The sequence below is a fragment of the Pseudomonas sp. GW821-FHT02C04 genome (assembly GCF_059421845.1).
Map to the genome: position 1 here is coordinate 120,985 of NZ_JBWKVT010000006.1, position 15,467 is coordinate 136,451.

Consider the following 15,467-nt stretch of genomic DNA (forward strand, 5'->3'; position numbering starts at 1 on the left):
AGCATGCAGCAAAAGGAATCGCCATGATCCACGACACTTTCTGGCTGGACGCGAGTGACCGCAGCCGCCTCTTCGTCAACCAGTGGCTGCCGAACGCGCCGCTGAAAGCGCTGATTCTGCTGGCTCACGGCATGGCCGAACACAGCGCTCGGTATGCGCGGCTGGCCGAGTCGTTCTGCGCCGAAGGTTACGGTGTGTACGCGCCCGATCAGCGCGGGCATGGCAAAACCGCCGATCATGGGACGCTCGGGCATTTCGCCGACGACGATGGCTGGTGCAAGGTGGTCGGCGATCTCGCGAGCCTCAACCAGTTCCTCGGCCAGCGTCATCCGGGCGTGCCGATCGTGCTGCTCGGGCACAGCATGGGCAGTTACATAGCGCAGGCTTATTTACTGCATCACAGCGCCAGCCTGCACGGCGCGATTCTCAGCGGCTCGAATTTCCAGCCGGTGGCGCTGTACCGCGCGGCCCGGCAAATAGCCCGGTTCGAAAAACTGCGCCAGGGCGCCAAGGGCCGCAGCGCGCTGATCGAATGGCTGTCGTTCGGTTCGTTCAACAATAAATTCAAACCGGCGCGCACCGCGTTTGACTGGCTGAGTCGCGATCCGGCCGAAGTCGACAAGTACGCCACCGATCCGTTGTGCGGCTTTCGCTGCACCAATCAGTTGTGGATCGACCTGCTCGGCGGGTTGCAGCAAATCAGCAAAGCGTCCAATCTCGCCCAGATCGACCCGGGCCTGCCGCTGCTGGTGATTGGTGGCGAATGTGATCCGGTGAGCGAAGGCAAGCGTCTGACTGATCTGGCCAATGCCTTGCGCTCGGCCGGCAGCCAGAACCTGCAACTGAAGATCTACCCGCAGGCGCGGCACGAATTGTTCAACGAGACCAACCGCGACGAAGTGACCGCCGATGTGCTGGCCTGGATCGACCAGGCGCTCAGCCATCGCCGCCCTCACCGCAGCGAATAATTTTTTGTGGATTCATTTAATCCGTCACAGGAATCAAGACCGATGACCCAGGTTACCAACATCCCTTACGAAGCCCTCGAAGTCGGCCAGACCGCCAGCTACAGCAAGACTGTCGAAGAGCGCGACATCCAGCTGTTCGCCGCGATGTCCGGCGACCACAACCCGGTGCACCTGGACGCCGAGTTTGCCGCCGCCAGCATGTTCAAGGAGCGCATCGCCCACGGCATGTTCAGCGGCGCGCTGATCAGTGCCGCAGTGGCTTGTGAACTGCCTGGGCCGGGCACCATTTATATCGGTCAGCAGATGAGCTTCCAGAAGCCGGTGAAGATCGGCGACACCCTGACCGTACGCCTGGAGATTCTCGAAAAGCTGCCGAAATTCCGCGTGCGCATTGCCACTCGCGTGTTCAACCAGCGCGATGAGCTGGTGGTGGACGGCGAGGCCGAAATCCTGGCTCCGCGCAAGCAGCAGACCGTTACCCTGCCGACCTTGCCGGCCATCAGCATCGGCTGATCAATCTCGGTTAAATCCGGACACAAAAAAACGCCAGACTAGCTGGCGTTTTTTGTTGGCCCCGAACGCTTAAGAGCGTGCGCGAGCCTGGTTACGCAGGGCTTTCACTTGATCGTGATTGCGTTGCACGCCGTGGTACTGGCGTTCGACCAGATCACGGATGCCGACCAGGTTGTGCTTGTTGATCTTCTCGATCGCTTCACGATAGGCCTTCAGGGCATGGTCTTCACCGCGCTCGGCTTCGTTGAGCACTGCCTCTTCGTCCTTGCCGGTGAATACGGCTTTGACGTCGACCCAGCGACGATGCAAGTCGCCGCTGACGCTGGTGGAAGTTTCCGGATCGCCGCCCATTGAACGCACGGTCGCCTGCAATTCGGCGGCAGCCGTAGCGCAGTCGGCGGAGCGTTTCACGAACAGGGTTTTCAGTTCAGGGTGCTTGATGTCTTCTGCACAGGTCTTGAACCCTTCCTGACCGTCCTTGCTGGTTTCGATCAGGTCGTTGAGGACGGAGATGGCTTCTTTATTCATGTCAGTCATTTTTTCAATTCCTTGCGTTGGTGAAAGATGCAAGGAGTGTTGCAGTGGTCGTGCCAGCTTCTGATAAAGAATTTAATTGTTATTTTTCAATAAGTTATAAATAAATCAGAAATCTGTATGCCTGTTATTTGCATGATCTGTCATTTGGCCTGCATGCAGAATGCCTGTATTTTCCAAAGTGTTTTTAACGCCAGACGATTTCAACGATGAACCCTGAAAAACTCGAACTGCTGATCACCCGCGAAATGCCCTTCGGCAAATACAAGGGACGGATCATCGCTGATCTTCCCGGCCCGTACCTGAACTGGTTCGCCCGTGAAGGTTTCCCCCACGGCGAACTCGGCGGCCTGCTGGCGCTGATGCAGGAAATCGATCACAACGGCCTGTCGGAGCTGCTTGAACCGTTGCGCGCCAAACATGGCAAACCCGCCCCGCGCCACTGAGGCGTTACCCTGATCCGAGTCGAGTCGACCATGCCCGATAACACCCGCCGCGCCCGAGACGAAGCCTTCTGGCAAACCTTCGCCGACCGTTACGACCGCCACCCTGGCCCCGTGAACCTGGAAAACGGCTACTTCGGGCGCATGTCGCGCACCGTGGTCGAGGACTATCAGCGCCACATCGAACTGATCAACAACAGCAACTCGATCTACGTGCGCCAACGCTTTGAACAGCACGACAGCCTCGACATCCGCGCGCAGCTGGCCGAATTGATCGGCGTGCGTGCGCAAAGCATCGCCTTCACCCAGAACGCCACCGCCGGCCTGCAGTCGCTGATCCGCAACTACAACCGTCTCGAACCTGGCGATCAGGTGCTGATCTGCGATCTGGAGTACGACACGGTCAAGGGCGCCATGCGCTGGCTGGCCCGCCATCGCGGGGTCGAAGTGATCGAGATCGAGCACACACACCCGGCCAGCTTCGACAGCCTGCTGGCGACTTACCGCGAAGCCTTCATTCGCTATCCGAAGCTCAAGCTGATGGCGCTGACTCACGTCACCCACCGCACCGGACTGGTGATGCCGGTGCAGGCCATCGCCTCGCTGGCCAAGGAGCATGGCGTCGATATCATCCTCGATGGCGCCCATGCCCTCGGCCAGATCGAGTTCGATCTGGAAGCGCTGGGCATCGCCTTCGCCGGGTACAACCTGCACAAATGGATCGGCTCGCCGCTGACCCTGGGCTTTCTGTATATCGCCCCGCAGCGCTTGGCCGACATCGACCCGGACATGGGCGAGATGCATTTCCCGATCAACGACATCCGCTCACGCACACCCCACAGCACGCCGAACATTCCGGCGCTGATGACCCTGCCGCTGGTGTTCGAGGAACACCGCTCGCTCGGTGGCGCGGCGGCCAAGGGCGCACGGGTCAATTACCTGCGCAACCTGTGGGTCAGCGCCGTGCGCAATCTGCCGGGCATCGAAGTCACGACCCCGGACGATCCGCGTCTGTATTGCGGCATCACCTCGATGCGTTTTACCCGGCATGCCGACCAGCAGGCGATGGTCGAACGCCTGCTCAACGACTACAACCTGTTCACCGTCGTGCGCAACGGTGCAGCCTGCGGACCATGCATCCGCATCACGCCGTCGTTGACCACCACGGCGGCGGAGATTCAGTCGCTGATTCTGGCGCTGAATGAACTGCGTTAAACCGTGTACTTGTCGAAGTCCTCGGGCTTGATCTGCGACGACACCGCGAAGGTGTCGATGCCGATCGTGAGGTGACCGAAGTAACCGTCCTCGTGAGAGTCGCGGCCGATCGGCCAGACGCTCAGGGTCGAGGCTTCCCCACCCATGTTGGCGTAATAGACATCGTTGGCATTGCACACAGGCTCCGAGCCGCGCCCGCGATACGCCTTGGCGTTGAGCACCCCGCGAGAAACCACCTCGGGAAAATACAGCTGCCCGACCCAGGCCACATTGCGCTCGTCCAGGTATTCGTTGCCGGCGACGATGCGCACCGCCACATGAATGTGCAGGGCACGTCCGGCATAAAACCCCGGATAGATCGTGGTGAAGCGCACCCTGCCCTTGTGATCGCTGAACTGACCACCGCGCAGGTAGGTGTCGTCGTCGGTTCGCGGGATTGAACCGATGTCTTCGACATCGACTTCCTGGTCCGGGTTGACCCGACTCCAGCCGGAATAGGCGCCCCGTGCGTTGCAGTGCCAGATATCCACCAGTGCCCCGCTGACCGGTTCGGCGGTCATGGCATCGACGATGGTAAGGCGCAACAGCAGAGGCAGGCCCTCGGCACCTTCGCTGATGTTGCGGCGCAGCAGTTTGGGATTGCGAAAATACGGCCCGGCGACTTGCTCGGGGGCCAGTTGATAAACCGTTGGAACTGAAGGCTGGTTATCCATGACGCGTTCTCTCTTCCATAAGATGAACGCAGGTTAACGCCACACACCAAGCCAGGTGCGGTAACTATGTATCTCCAGATAACGTATCTCGAGATAACGAAGGCTTTTTGCGGGCAAAAAAAAACGGTGCACCGACCAAGCGCACCGTTAAAGCCGTAGAACACACAACGAAGTGTCAGGTTGCAACTATTGCAAAAGCATCAATTCAAAAACATCAGTCCAGCAGCGCCAAAGCCTCGGCAGTGCATTCCTGAATACGGGCCCAGTCGCCGTTCTTGATCCACTCAGGATCCAGCATCCAGCTACCGCCCACGCACATGACGTTTTTCAGCGCCATGTAGCTCTTGATGTTGGCCGGGCCGACGCCGCCAGTCGGGCAGAATTTCACTTCGCCGAACGGGCCGCCGAGGGCCTTGATGGCTGCGACACCGCCGCTGACTTCAGCCGGGAACAGCTTGAAGCGGCGATAACCCAGGCCATAGCCTTCCATGATGCCGGAGGCGTTGCTGATGCCCGGCAGCAGCGGGATCGGGCTTTCGACGCTGGCTTCCAGCAGGTCACGGGTGATGCCCGGGGTGACGATGAATTGCGAACCGGCGGCTTCGGCCGCGGCCAGCATGTTGCGGTCGAGCACGGTGCCGGCACCGGTCACCAGCTCCGGACGCTGTTCGCGCAAGATCTGGATCGCCTTGAGGCCGAACTGCGAACGCAGGGTCACTTCCAGCGCGGTCAGGCCACCGGCGGCCAGGGCGTCGGCCAGCGGCAGCACGTCCTGTTCGCGGGCGATGGTGATCACCGGAAGGATCCGCGCCTTGGCGCAGAGGCTGTCGATCAGGGCAACTTTGTCCGCCATGGAAACGGTCGGGGATGGGGTTGTCATAGCGGCTGTTCCTTGGCTCATGGGCACCAGTAAATCTCTAACGTAGGTTGCAGAAACGCGCGAACCGGCATGGCGGCGACGTCGTTGGATGCCAGTGCGGCATTCAGGGTGGTCAGTTTCGACTGACCGGAAATCGACAGAATCTTGTGCCGCGCCGAAGCCAGCAGTGCCCGGCTCATGGTCAGGCGTTGACGCGGCACGCTTGGCGCCAGCATCGGCCAGCAGCGACGGGTGCCATCGGCTTGCAGGGCTTCAGTCAGGTTCGGGCTGTCCGGGAACAGCGACGCGGTATGACCGTCATCGCCCATGCCCAACACCAGCACGTCGATGGGCGGCAACTCGGCGAGCAACCGATCGGCCTGCTCCGCAGCCTGCTCGACGTTGGCCGCCGCGCTGTAAAGGCTGAGGAATTGCGCCTTGGCCGCCGGGCCCTTGAGCAGATACTGCTTGAGCAGACCGGCGTTGCTGTCGGCGTGCTCGACCGGCACCCAGCGTTCGTCGGCCAGGGTCACGACGACCTTCGACCAGTCCAGTTCCTGCTTGGCCAGGTGCTGGAAAAACGCCACCGGGCTGCGACCGCCGGATACCACCAGCACAGCGTTGCCGCGCGCTGCCAATGCGTCGCTCAACTGCTTGGCGACATTCAGCGCCAGGCCTTCGGCGAGCAACACCGGGCTCTTGAATTCGTGGGCATTTACGCCCGCGGGCAGTTTCACATCAGATATCGCCATACCACGACCTCCCGTCCCGCGTGATCAATGCAATGGAGCTCATCGGCCCCCACGACCCGGCCGCATACGGCTTGGGCGCGTCACCGGACTTTTTCCACCCGGCGATCAACTGGTCACACCACTTCCACGCGGCTTCGATTTCATCTTTACGGACAAACAGGTTCTGATTGCCGTTCATCACTTCCAGCAACAACCGCTCGTAGGCGTCGGGGATCCGCGCGCTGCGCCAGGTGTCGGAGAAATTCAGTTGCAACGGGCCGCTGCGCAGCTGCATGCCCTTGTCCAGGCCTTGATCCTTGGTCATCACACGCAGGGAAATGCCTTCGTCCGGTTGCAGGCGGATGATCAGTTTGTTGCTGATCTGCAGGCGCTGCTCCGGGGCGAAGATGTAGTGCGACGGTTCCTTGAAGTGGATGACGATCTGCGACAGTTTCTGCGGCATGCGCTTGCCGGTGCGCAGGTAGAACGGCACGCCGGCCCAGCGCCAGTTGCGGATGTCGGCACGCAGGGCGACGAAGGTTTCGGTGTCGCTCTGGGTGTTGGAATTCGGTTCTTCGAGGTAACCCGGTACGGATTTGCCTTCGCTGTGGCCGGCAATGTACTGGCCGCGCACCACTTGAGTGGTCAGGCCTTCCGGGCTGATCGGCGCCAGGGCCTTGAGCACTTTTACTTTTTCGTCACGGATGCTGTCGGCGGACAGGTCGGCCGGCGGGTCCATGGCGATCAGGCAAAGCAGTTGCAACAGGTGGTTCTGGATCATGTCGCGCAGCTGGCCGGCCTTGTCGAAATAGCCCCAGCGGCCTTCGATACCGACCTTCTCGGCCACGGTGATTTCCACGTGGGAGATGTAATGCTGGTTCCACTGGGTCTCGAACAGGCTGTTGGCAAAACGCAGGGCGATCAGGTTCTGCACCGTCTCCTTGCCCAGGTAGTGGTCGATGCGGTAGGTACGGTTCTCCGGGAAGAACTGCGCCACGGCGTCGTTGACCTTGCGCGAGGATTCGAGGTCCGAGCCAATCGGTTTTTCCAGCACCACGCGGGTGTTTTCGGCCATACCGACTTTCGCCAGGTTCTCGCAGATCGCGCCGTACACCGCTGCCGGAGTGGCGAAGTAAGCAATCATGCGTTGTTTGGTGCCGGCCAGTTCGGCCAGCGCCACGTAATCTTCAGCCTTCAGGAAGTCGACGTGCAGATAGGTCAGGCGCGCCAGAAAGCGCTCGGCCACGGCCTCGTCCAGTTCCTTGCCCACGTAGCGGCGCAGTTCGGCAGCAATGAATGCCATGTGCTGCTGTTCAGTGCCTTCTTCACGGGCCAGCGCGATAATACGCGTGTCCTCGTGCAGCAGGCCGGCGCCATCCAGGTGATAAAGGGCAGGAAACAGCTTGCGCAGGGCCAGATCGCCCAAGGCGCCGAACAAGGCGAAGGTGCACGGTTCAACCGTAATCGAAGGCATGATGTTTGTTCTTTTATCAAGTTAAGCTACAAATACCTTTTTTCAAGGCATCACTCAAGGGAAAATGTAGTAATAACCACAACATTTTCGCAAAATACAGATTCCGAGTGGTGGTCGGTCGGAGCCATCAGTAGGATAGGCCACCGTCACGGGCCACATCAAAGGCCCAATTTGCATAGCCGCGCGCTTATCGGCGCCGGTGAATCTAGGAATTCTTATGGACCGCGTGCGAAATTTACTGGAACAAATCCAGAGTCGCCTTGAAGAGCTGAACAAGGCCGAACGCAAAGTCGCCGAAGTGATCCTGCTCAACCCACAGCAGGCCACCCGCTTCAGTATCGCCGCCCTCGCCCAGGCGGCGTCGGTCAGTGAACCGACGGTCAACCGTTTCTGCCGTTCATTCGGCGTCAGCGGCTACCCCGAACTCAAACTGCAACTGGCCCAGAGCCTGGCCAGCGGTGCGGCGTATGTCAGCCGCGCAGTGGAAGCCGACGACAATCCCGAAGCCTACACACAGAAAATTTTCGGCAGCGCCATCGCCTCGCTCGACAGCGCTTGCCAGGCACTGGACCCGAACCTGATCAGCCGCGCCGTCGACCTGTTGATCCAGGCCCGGCAGATCCACTTCTTCGGCCTCGGCGCCTCGGCCCCGGTGGCTTTGGATGCGCAGCACAAATTCTTCCGTTTCAACCTGGCGGTGACCGCCCACGCCGATGTGCTGATGCAACGGATGATTGCGTCGGTGGCGCACACTGGCGAGCTGTTCGTGATCATTTCCTACACCGGGCGCACCCGCGAACTGGTGGAAGTGGCACGCATCGCCCGGGAGAACGGCGCTTCGGTACTGGGTCTGACCGCCGAGAACTCGCCACTGGCCAAGGCCAGCACCCTGAGCCTGAACATTCCGCTGCCGGAAGACACCGACATCTACATGCCGATGACCTCGCGGATCATTCAGTTGACGGTGCTGGATGTGCTGGCGACGGGGATGACCTTGCGTCGCGGGGTGGATTTCCAGCCGCATCTGCGCAAGATCAAAGAGAGCTTGAATGCGAGCCGGTATCCGGTGGGTGACGAGTTCAACTGAAGATCAAAAGCCCCTCACCCTGATCGTTCCCACGCTCTGCGTCACCGGACGCGGAGCGTCCCTAGAGGCATTCCCACGCAGAGCATGGGAACGATCATCGTTAGGCCGCAGCCCAAGCCTGCAAACTCAAATGCGCCTTCTCCCCCGGCGCCAGATGCAAGCTGTCGGTGCCCCCCGCCGCCGCTTCAACACAGACAAATTCCGAGATCTCATCCCAAGTCACGCCCAACAACGGCCGCGCCCCCGGATGCCAGACAACCGTGTCCGCACTTTCACCGGTATCGATGCACAACTCGCGCTGCCAGGCGTGATCCTTGAGTTGCAATTCACCGTCATGCTGGAACACGCGCTGACAGCCGCCATCGACCCGTAACTCGCCTTCCTGCTGACAAATCTCACGGTTCAACTGATCGTAACCCTGCGCCCCTTCGAGCCCAGACAGCGCTATCTCACTCACATCACCAATACGCCAGTAAGCGTGCAAAGCCTGGCTCAACTGGCACGGCATGTCGTCCTGATGCTCGGTGCTCAGGCGCAATTCCATGCGTTCACCCAGGTGCGCGTGCAAGTCCACCTGCCAGTCGCACAGCTGCAATTGCCAATGCAGGCGCACGCCGTCATCGGCGGTGCTGCTATCGAGTAACTTCCAGTCCAGCAATCGCGCCCAGCCGTGGGACGGCCACGCGTTTTCGCTCGGATGACGGCCATACCACGGCCAGCAAACCGGCACACCGCCACGGATCGCGCCGACATGCGGCCACTTTGCCGCGCACCACAGCCACGGTTTTTGCCCGCGCGGCTGAAAGTGCAGCAATTGCGCGCCCTGACGACTGAACACCGCCTGACACAGCGGATGGTCGATCACCAGCACATCGCGCATCTGATAGCGCTCCCAGGCGAACACCGGTCGTTCGCGCAAGGATTTGAAGAAGCGTTGCAGCGGATGCTCATGCATGGGCCACGGTTCCAGATTCAACTTTCATGGGCTGCGACGCCCCTTTGCAAAAAAAAGCGGACAGCCTGGGCTGTCCGCAAATATGCGCACATAGAGAGGAGCTTATCGCAGACGCGTTAGAACGTAGACTGAATTTTCAGGCCAGCGACCAAAGCGTTGTCCACTTGATCCACACCACCCGGGTGAGTGATGTATTGCAGGTTAGGACGCACGGTCAGCCAGTTGGTGACGTGGAAGCCGTAGTTGATCTCGTAGTTGTATTCGGTCTCGCGAATCGGCGAGAACACCGGATTGTCGTAGTCCGAAACACCGTTGGAAGCGTTCAGCAGCTCGGCGTTTTTCTTCACGTCGTCGTTGACATGGATACGCGCGGCACCGATACCGACGTCATCCTTCGGACGGGCGTCGAACGGGCCTTTGTAGACAAACATCACCGACTGATAGTTGTCGATGAAGTTGGTGTCCTTGTCGTGGAACGTGGCGTTGGCCGCGATGTTCAGACCACGGGAAGCGTCGCCGTTGTGGCTGGTGAGTTGCTGTTGCGCAACGAACCAGTAGCCGTGTTTGCTGCTGTGGGTGCGGTAGGCGTTACCGGTGGTTGCTGCGTCGTTGCCGTTGATGTCTTCACGGACGTCGTTGGCATCAGCCGTGCTCTTGTAGTAACCGACGCGGTATTCGCCCGGCAGGCTGTTGACCTTCGGCGACCAGACCAGCTCGACCGGCAACACGGTACCGGCGGTGCCGCTGCCGCTGAGCTTGAAGCCGTTGCCGTGTTCCAGCTGCGACGGGTTCTGGTTGTACGCGCCGATCTGCGCGTAGAGCTCGTCGTTGATGTTGTACTTCACGCGGATCGCGGCCTGGCTGACGGGCCAGTTGTACCAGATGTTGGTCGCCCAGTTACCGACTTGCGAGCCGCAGAACGCCAGGTTCTGGAATTCGCACGGGAAGGTGTTGAAGTCTTCGCCTTCACCGAAGTAACCGGCCTTGACGTCGAGTTTGTTGTCGAAGAACTGGTGCTGAATCCACAGTTGGGTCAGACGCACCATGTGGCCACGACCGTAGACTTCCTGCGAGGAAGACAGGGTGCCGGCACGCGGATCGCCAACGCGGTCGTTGGAGATGTTCTGACCGTTACGGTTGGTCAGCTGGATCTTGGCTTGAGTGTTGTCCCAGCCCCAGAGTTTTTGCAGGTCCAGTGCCACGCCCAAACCGAACTGGTCGCTGTAGCGGCCGGTCTTGTCGTCGTTGTAGCCGCCATGCAGGTTGGCGCCCATTTCCCCAACGTAGTCGGCCTTGATGTCGATGCCTTGCTCGATCAGCTTGGTCCGCTCACCACCCCAGTCGCCCGTCATCCACTTGGAATCGGAGCTGAATGCATCGGCGGCCATGGCATTGCCGGCCAGAACCAATGCGGCCGCAGCTGACATTTGGCAGATCAACCGGGCATTGACGTGTTTCTTTTTCATCCCTACATCCTCGTCTTTATTGTTATTAACTGTTTTTTTCCAACGCGGTTTACATCCCCTGCAGAAATGAGCCTGTTGCAGGCTCACCCCCACATTGATTTCTTACCGACCTTTGAACTGAGCGACGTTGGCGCTGTGCGCTTCAGTCTTCGGCAGACCGGCAACGCCCAGGCGCTCGCCGCTCTTGGCGTCGAACAGCAGCACTTTCGACGGATCGAATTGCAGGGTCAGGGTCTCGCCCACCTGCGGCGCCACGTCCGGGGCCAGACGGCAGCAGACCTTGGTGTCGTTGAGGTTGACGAATACCAGCGTGTCCGGACCGGTCGGCTCGGTGACCTGCACTTCAGCCTTGATGCTCGGCAGGCCGTTGCCCTCGCCGTTCGCCAGAGCGATCTGCTCCGGACGCAGGCCGAGGATCACTTCGCGGTCTTCGAGACCGGCGTCCTGCATCGCCATCGGCAGCTCGCAACGGGCCTGGCCGCTGTCGAGCAGCGCCACCAGACGGCCGTCCTTGCGCTGCAGGCGCAGCGGGATGAAGTTCATCGGCGGCGAACCGATGAAGCTCGCCACGAACAGGTTGGCCGGGTCGTTGTAGATCTCTTTCGGCGTACCGAACTGCTGGATGATGCCGTCCTTCATCACCGCCACCTTGTCGCCCAGGGTCATCGCTTCGATCTGGTCGTGGGTCACGTAGACCGTGGTGGTTTTCAGGCGCTGGTGCATCAGTTTCATTTCGGTGCGCATCTCGACGCGCAGCTTGGCGTCGAGGTTGGACAGCGGTTCGTCGAACAGATAGATCTTCGGTCGGCGCGCCAGTGCACGGCCCATCGCCACGCGCTGTTGCTGGCCACCGGAGAGCTGGCCCGGCTTGCGATTGAGCAGGTGCTCGATCTGCAACAGCTTGGCCACGCGGGCGACTTCTTCGTCGATGGCCGACTGGCTCATCTTGCGAATCTTCAGACCGAACTCGATGTTCTCGCGCACACTCATGGTCGGGTACAGCGCGTAGGACTGGAACACCATCGCGATGTCGCGATCTTTCGGGCTCATGCCGCTGACGTCCTGGTCGCCGATCATGATCGCGCCGCCGGTGATGGTTTCCAGGCCGGCAATGCAGTTCATCAGGGTCGACTTGCCGCAGCCCGAAGGCCCGACGAGGATCAGGAACTCACCGTCCTTGATCGACAGTTCGATGTTCTTCAGGGTGTCCGGCAGGCCGGCACCGTAGGTCTTGTTTACATTGCGAAGTTCGAGCGTAGCCATGATTACCCCTTGACTGCGCCGGCCGTCAGCCCGCGCACGAAATACTTGCCTGCGACCACATAGACCAGCAGGGTCGGCAGCCCGGCGATCATCGCCGCCGCCATGTCCACGTTGTATTCCTTGGCCCCGGTGCTGGTGTTGACCAGGTTGTTCAGCGCCACCGTGATCGGTTGCGAATCACCGCTGGAGAACACCACACCGAACAGGAAATCGTTCCAGATCTGGGTGAACTGCCAGATCAGGCAGACCATGATGATCGGCGTCGACATCGGCAGGATGATCATGCGGAAGATGGTGAAGAACCCCGCACCGTCCAGGCGTGCCGCCTTGATCAGCGCATCCGGAATGCTCACGTAGTAGTTACGGAAAAACAGCGTGGTGAACGCCAGACCGTAGACCACATGGATGAACACCAGGCCCGTGGTGGTGCTCGCCAGACCCATCTTGCCGAGGGTGAACGACGCCGGCAGCAGCACGGTCTGGAACGGCAGGAAGCAGCCGAACAACAGCAGGCCGAAGAACAGCTGCGAACCGCGGAAGCGCCAGAACGACAGCACGTAGCCGTTCAACGCACCGATGGCGGTGGAGATGATCACGGCCGGAACGGTGATCTTGATCGAGTTCCAGAAGTAACCGTCAACGGTCGCCCAGGCTTTCACCCAGCCGATGCCGCTGACCACGGTCGGCCAGCTCAGCAGGTTGCCGGTGGAGATGTCTTCCGGAGTCTTGAAACTGGTCAACAGCATGACCACCAGCGGTACCAGATACAGCAGGACCGCGAGGATCAGCACCGCGTAGATCGCGATGCGGCTCAGGCTGATGGCAGGTTTGGCAGCGAGACTAGTCATGACGCTTGGTCCTCAGCTCGGAGTACAGGTAAGGCACGATGATCGCGAGGATCGCACCGAGCATAAGAATCGCACTGGCCGAGCCCATGCCCATCTGCCCACGGCTGAACGTGAACGAGTACATGAACATCGCCGGCAGGTCGGAGGAATAACCCGGGCCGCCGGCCGTCATGGCCGCCACCAGGTCGAAGCTCTTGATCGCAATGTGCGCCAGGATCATCACCGCACTGAAGAACACCGGACGCAGGCTTGGCAGCACAACCTTCCAGTAGATGCGCGGCATGCTCGCGCCGTCGATCTGGGCGGCACGGATGATCGACTGATCAACGCCACGCAAACCGGCGAGGAACATCGCCATGATGAAGCCCGAAGCTTGCCAGACCGCCGCGATCACCAGGCAATACACCACGCGATCAGGGTCGATCAGCCAGTCGAGACGGAAGCCTTCCCAGCCCCAGTCCCGCAGCAATTTGTCCAGGCCCATGCCCGGGTTGAGCAGCCATTTCCACGCGGTACCGGTGACGATCATCGAGAGCGCCATCGGGTACAGGTAAATGGTGCGGATGAAGCCTTCACGACGGATTTTCTGGTCGAGGAAAATCGCCAGCGTCACACCGATCACCAAAGTGATGCCGATGAACATGCCGCCGAACACGGCCAGGTTCTTGCTCGCCACCCACCAGCGATCGTTGTCGAACAGCCGAGCGTATTGCGCCAGCCCTGCCCACTTGTAGTTCGGCAGGAAAGTCGACGTGGTGAACGACAGGACAAACGTCCAGAGGATATAGCCATAGAAGCCCACCAGAACGATGAACATGCTCGGCGCCAGCACCAGTTTCGGTAGCCAGCGCTGCAATGCGTCGAACGGCGAGGCCTTGCTGAACACAGCAACAGAACTCATGGGAAGATCCAGTAAAGAAGATGAGGGACCGCTGCAAGCTGCCAGCCTCAAGCCGATGCGCGACTTGAAGCTGGCTGCTGCTCTACGCTGGTGTTACTTGGCAGCCTTGATGGCGGTGCCGAGTTTCTTCGCAGCGTCGGCCGGGTCGGCTTTCGGGTCGTTGATGTAGTTGGTCACGACATCAAAGAACGCACCCTGTACGGCCAGCGTGGTCGCCATGTTGTGCGCCATGCTCGGCTGCAGGCCGCCATTCTTGGCGTCAGCCAGGAAGTCCTTGGCAGCGGTCTGGGCGCAGGAGTCGAAACCGTACTTGCCCATGTCGGCGAGCATGTCGTTACGCACCGGGATCGAGCCCTTGTTGATGCTGAAGACTTTCTGGAAGTTTTCACCCAGCACGACTTTGGCGATGTCCTGCTGACCGGCCGCGGTGCCCGCGTCCTTCTGCTTGAACACAGCCAGGGAATCGATGTTGTAGGTGAACGCCTTGTCGGTGCCCGGGAAGGCTACGCACTCGTAGTCCTTGCCGGCGACTTTCTTGGCGGCGGTCCATTCGGACTTGGCCCAGTCACCCATGATCTGCATGCCGGCCTTGCCGTTGATGACCTTGGCCGCTTCCAGGTTCCAGTCCTGGCCTTTGCCGTCCTGGTCCATGTAGGTCGCGACTTTCTTCAGCTCGGTCAGGGCCTTGACCATTTCCGGGCCGGTCAGGGTGGCGTTGTCGAGGTCGACCAGGGCTTTCTTGTAGCCATCAACACCCATCACCGACAGCACGACCGCTTCGAACACGGTGCTGTCCTGCCAAGGCTGGCCACCGTGGGCCAGCGGGATGAAACCCGCAGCCTTGAGCTTGTCACCGGCGGCGTAGAATTCTGCGAGGGTAGTCGGGGCTTTTTCGATACCGGCTTTCTTGAAGACTTCCGGGTTGATCCACAGCCAGTTCACGCGGTGAATGTTCACCGGCACGGCCACGTAATCACCTTCGAACTTCACGGTGTCGGAGACTTTCTTGTCGAGCAGGCTGTCCCACTTCTCGGACTTGGAAACGTCCTTCAGGACATCAGTGTCGAGCAGACCGGTGGACGCCCACTCCTGGATATCCGGGCCTTTGATCTGGGCCACGCCCGGCGGGTTGCCAGCGACGGCACGGCTTTTCAGCACGGTCATGGCAGTCGCACCGCCACCACCGGCGACAGCGCCGTCTTTCCAGGTGAAACCGTCTTTTTCCACTTGTGCCTTGAGCACATCGACGGCGGCTTTTTCGCCACCGGACGTCCACCAATGCACGACTTCCACCGAACCTTTGGATTCGGCAGCGGAAACACTCAGGGGCAGCACAGCGAGCGGGAACAGGGAGGCGACAGAAATGACAGTAGCGAGGCGAGAAATCGCATTCATCTGAGATGTACCTTTCTTGTTGTTATGCATGCAAGTCTGGTGCTTGCGCTGCACACGAGTTTAAACAGAGCGTTTCCCTTCGCAGGTAACGAAGGGACGCGC

General features: G+C 60.2%; 16 protein-coding genes. 5 read left to right on the forward strand and 11 right to left on the reverse strand.

Translation table 11 applies throughout. The features are described 5' to 3' along the window. Window positions 1-23 precede the first annotated feature (23 nt). Together AC07VV_RS21385 and AC07VV_RS21390 are read left to right on the forward strand one after the other, a co-directional pair. Window positions 24-968, forward strand: a complete 945-nt coding sequence (locus tag AC07VV_RS21385) for an alpha/beta hydrolase (RefSeq protein ID WP_495037407.1) — start codon at window positions 24-26, stop codon at window positions 966-968. Window positions 969-1,010: 42 nt separating this feature from the next. Continuing rightward, window positions 1,011-1,481: a MaoC family dehydratase gene (locus AC07VV_RS21390; RefSeq protein ID WP_003227420.1), complete on the forward strand. Its 471-nt coding sequence runs from the start codon at window positions 1,011-1,013 to the stop codon at window positions 1,479-1,481. 69 nt (window positions 1,482-1,550) lie between these two features. On the opposite strand, the gene AC07VV_RS21395 is transcribed toward AC07VV_RS21390, so the two are convergent. Beyond that, window positions 1,551-2,018, reverse strand: a complete 468-nt coding sequence (locus AC07VV_RS21395; protein ID WP_495037408.1) for a ferritin-like domain-containing protein — start codon at window positions 2,016-2,018, stop codon at window positions 1,551-1,553. A gap of 206 nt (window positions 2,019-2,224) precedes the next feature. On the opposite strand from AC07VV_RS21395, the gene AC07VV_RS21400 reads away from it, so the two are divergent. Continuing rightward, window positions 2,225-2,461 carry a DUF3820 family protein gene (locus AC07VV_RS21400; RefSeq protein WP_003213031.1) on the forward strand — a complete coding sequence of 79 codons (237 nt, stop codon included), beginning with the start codon at window positions 2,225-2,227 and terminating at the stop codon, window positions 2,459-2,461. A 30-nt stretch (window positions 2,462-2,491) separates the two neighbouring features. Next, a complete protein-coding gene (locus AC07VV_RS21405; RefSeq protein WP_495037409.1) occupies window positions 2,492-3,673 on the forward strand; it encodes an aminotransferase class V-fold PLP-dependent enzyme in 1,182 nt (393 codons plus the stop codon). Here AC07VV_RS21405 and AC07VV_RS21410 read toward each other — a convergent pair. The 4 genes from AC07VV_RS21410 to zwf all read right to left on the reverse strand — a co-directional run bounded on the left by AC07VV_RS21410 (window position 3,670) and on the right by zwf (window position 7,450). Next, on the reverse strand, window positions 3,670-4,386 hold the full coding sequence (locus AC07VV_RS21410) for an intradiol ring-cleavage dioxygenase (protein ID WP_495037410.1): 717 nt from the start codon (window positions 4,384-4,386) through the stop codon (window positions 3,670-3,672). The two genes, AC07VV_RS21405 and AC07VV_RS21410, sit on opposite strands and share 4 nt — an antisense overlap. A gap of 214 nt (window positions 4,387-4,600) precedes the next feature. Further along, complete coding sequence (locus AC07VV_RS21415; protein ID WP_011335602.1) at window positions 4,601-5,266, reverse strand: bifunctional 4-hydroxy-2-oxoglutarate aldolase/2-dehydro-3-deoxy-phosphogluconate aldolase; 666 nt, start codon at window positions 5,264-5,266, stop codon at window positions 4,601-4,603. Between the two features lie 17 nt (window positions 5,267-5,283). Then, complete coding sequence (gene pgl, locus AC07VV_RS21420) at window positions 5,284-5,997, reverse strand: 6-phosphogluconolactonase (RefSeq protein ID WP_495037411.1); 714 nt, start codon at window positions 5,995-5,997, stop codon at window positions 5,284-5,286. Further along, a complete protein-coding gene (gene zwf, locus AC07VV_RS21425; protein ID WP_495037412.1) occupies window positions 5,984-7,450 on the reverse strand; it encodes a glucose-6-phosphate dehydrogenase in 1,467 nt (488 codons plus the stop codon). The genes pgl and zwf overlap by 14 nt, the downstream gene beginning before the upstream one ends. Before the next feature lie 226 nt (window positions 7,451-7,676). Between zwf and AC07VV_RS21430 the strand changes: the two genes are divergently transcribed. Further along, window positions 7,677-8,537 (forward strand): MurR/RpiR family transcriptional regulator, encoded by an 861-nt coding sequence (locus AC07VV_RS21430; protein WP_169842436.1) that lies wholly within the window; start codon window positions 7,677-7,679, stop codon window positions 8,535-8,537. Window positions 8,538-8,637: 100 nt separating this feature from the next. Here AC07VV_RS21430 and AC07VV_RS21435 read toward each other — a convergent pair whose 3' ends face one another. The 6 genes from AC07VV_RS21435 to AC07VV_RS21460 form a co-directional block, all read right to left on the reverse strand. Continuing rightward, the gene (locus AC07VV_RS21435; RefSeq protein ID WP_495037413.1) at window positions 8,638-9,492 is read right to left on the reverse strand and encodes a D-hexose-6-phosphate mutarotase; all 855 of its coding nucleotides are present in this window, start codon (window positions 9,490-9,492) and stop codon (window positions 8,638-8,640) included. 116 nt (window positions 9,493-9,608) lie between these two features. Further along, the gene (locus AC07VV_RS21440; RefSeq protein ID WP_102621292.1) at window positions 9,609-10,958 is read right to left on the reverse strand and encodes a carbohydrate porin; all 1,350 of its coding nucleotides are present in this window, start codon (window positions 10,956-10,958) and stop codon (window positions 9,609-9,611) included. A 102-nt stretch (window positions 10,959-11,060) separates the two neighbouring features. Continuing rightward, a complete protein-coding gene (locus AC07VV_RS21445) occupies window positions 11,061-12,221 on the reverse strand; it encodes an ABC transporter ATP-binding protein (protein ID WP_085709655.1) in 1,161 nt (386 codons plus the stop codon). A 2-nt stretch (window positions 12,222-12,223) separates the two neighbouring features. After that, window positions 12,224-13,069: a carbohydrate ABC transporter permease gene (locus AC07VV_RS21450; RefSeq protein ID WP_495037414.1), complete on the reverse strand. Its 846-nt coding sequence runs from the start codon at window positions 13,067-13,069 to the stop codon at window positions 12,224-12,226. Further along, window positions 13,062-13,970, reverse strand: a complete 909-nt coding sequence (locus AC07VV_RS21455) for a carbohydrate ABC transporter permease (protein ID WP_085697145.1) — start codon at window positions 13,968-13,970, stop codon at window positions 13,062-13,064. Before AC07VV_RS21455 ends, AC07VV_RS21450 begins: the two co-directional genes overlap by 8 nt. A gap of 93 nt (window positions 13,971-14,063) precedes the next feature. Further along, on the reverse strand, window positions 14,064-15,365 hold the full coding sequence (locus AC07VV_RS21460) for an ABC transporter substrate-binding protein (RefSeq protein ID WP_096818251.1): 1,302 nt from the start codon (window positions 15,363-15,365) through the stop codon (window positions 14,064-14,066). Between the last annotated feature and the right edge of the window lie 102 nt (window positions 15,366-15,467).

What these genes read in the sequence shown, in the direction of transcription:
- AC07VV_RS21385 (WP_495037407.1), top strand. Translation starts at nt 24, where the DNA reads ATGATCCACGACACTTTCTGGCTGGACGCGAGTGACCGCAGCCGCCTC.
- AC07VV_RS21390 (WP_003227420.1), top strand. Translation starts at nt 1,011, where the DNA reads ATGACCCAGGTTACCAACATCCCTTACGAAGCCCTCGAAGTCGGCCAG.
- AC07VV_RS21395 (WP_495037408.1), bottom strand. Translation starts at nt 2,018, where the DNA reads ATGACTGACATGAATAAAGAAGCCATCTCCGTCCTCAACGACCTGATC.
- AC07VV_RS21400 (WP_003213031.1), top strand. Translation starts at nt 2,225, where the DNA reads ATGAACCCTGAAAAACTCGAACTGCTGATCACCCGCGAAATGCCCTTC.
- AC07VV_RS21405 (WP_495037409.1), top strand. Translation starts at nt 2,492, where the DNA reads ATGCCCGATAACACCCGCCGCGCCCGAGACGAAGCCTTCTGGCAAACC.
- AC07VV_RS21410 (WP_495037410.1), bottom strand. Translation starts at nt 4,386, where the DNA reads ATGGATAACCAGCCTTCAGTTCCAACGGTTTATCAACTGGCCCCCGAG.
- AC07VV_RS21415 (WP_011335602.1), bottom strand. Translation starts at nt 5,266, where the DNA reads ATGACAACCCCATCCCCGACCGTTTCCATGGCGGACAAAGTTGCCCTG.
- pgl (WP_495037411.1), bottom strand. Translation starts at nt 5,997, where the DNA reads ATGGCGATATCTGATGTGAAACTGCCCGCGGGCGTAAATGCCCACGAA.
- zwf (WP_495037412.1), bottom strand. Translation starts at nt 7,450, where the DNA reads ATGCCTTCGATTACGGTTGAACCGTGCACCTTCGCCTTGTTCGGCGCC.
- AC07VV_RS21435 (WP_495037413.1), bottom strand. Translation starts at nt 9,492, where the DNA reads ATGCATGAGCATCCGCTGCAACGCTTCTTCAAATCCTTGCGCGAACGA.
- AC07VV_RS21440 (WP_102621292.1), bottom strand. Translation starts at nt 10,958, where the DNA reads ATGAAAAAGAAACACGTCAATGCCCGGTTGATCTGCCAAATGTCAGCT.
- AC07VV_RS21445 (WP_085709655.1), bottom strand. Translation starts at nt 12,221, where the DNA reads ATGGCTACGCTCGAACTTCGCAATGTAAACAAGACCTACGGTGCCGGC.
- AC07VV_RS21450 (WP_495037414.1), bottom strand. Translation starts at nt 13,069, where the DNA reads ATGACTAGTCTCGCTGCCAAACCTGCCATCAGCCTGAGCCGCATCGCG.
- AC07VV_RS21455 (WP_085697145.1), bottom strand. Translation starts at nt 13,970, where the DNA reads ATGAGTTCTGTTGCTGTGTTCAGCAAGGCCTCGCCGTTCGACGCATTG.
- AC07VV_RS21460 (WP_096818251.1), bottom strand. Translation starts at nt 15,365, where the DNA reads ATGAATGCGATTTCTCGCCTCGCTACTGTCATTTCTGTCGCCTCCCTG.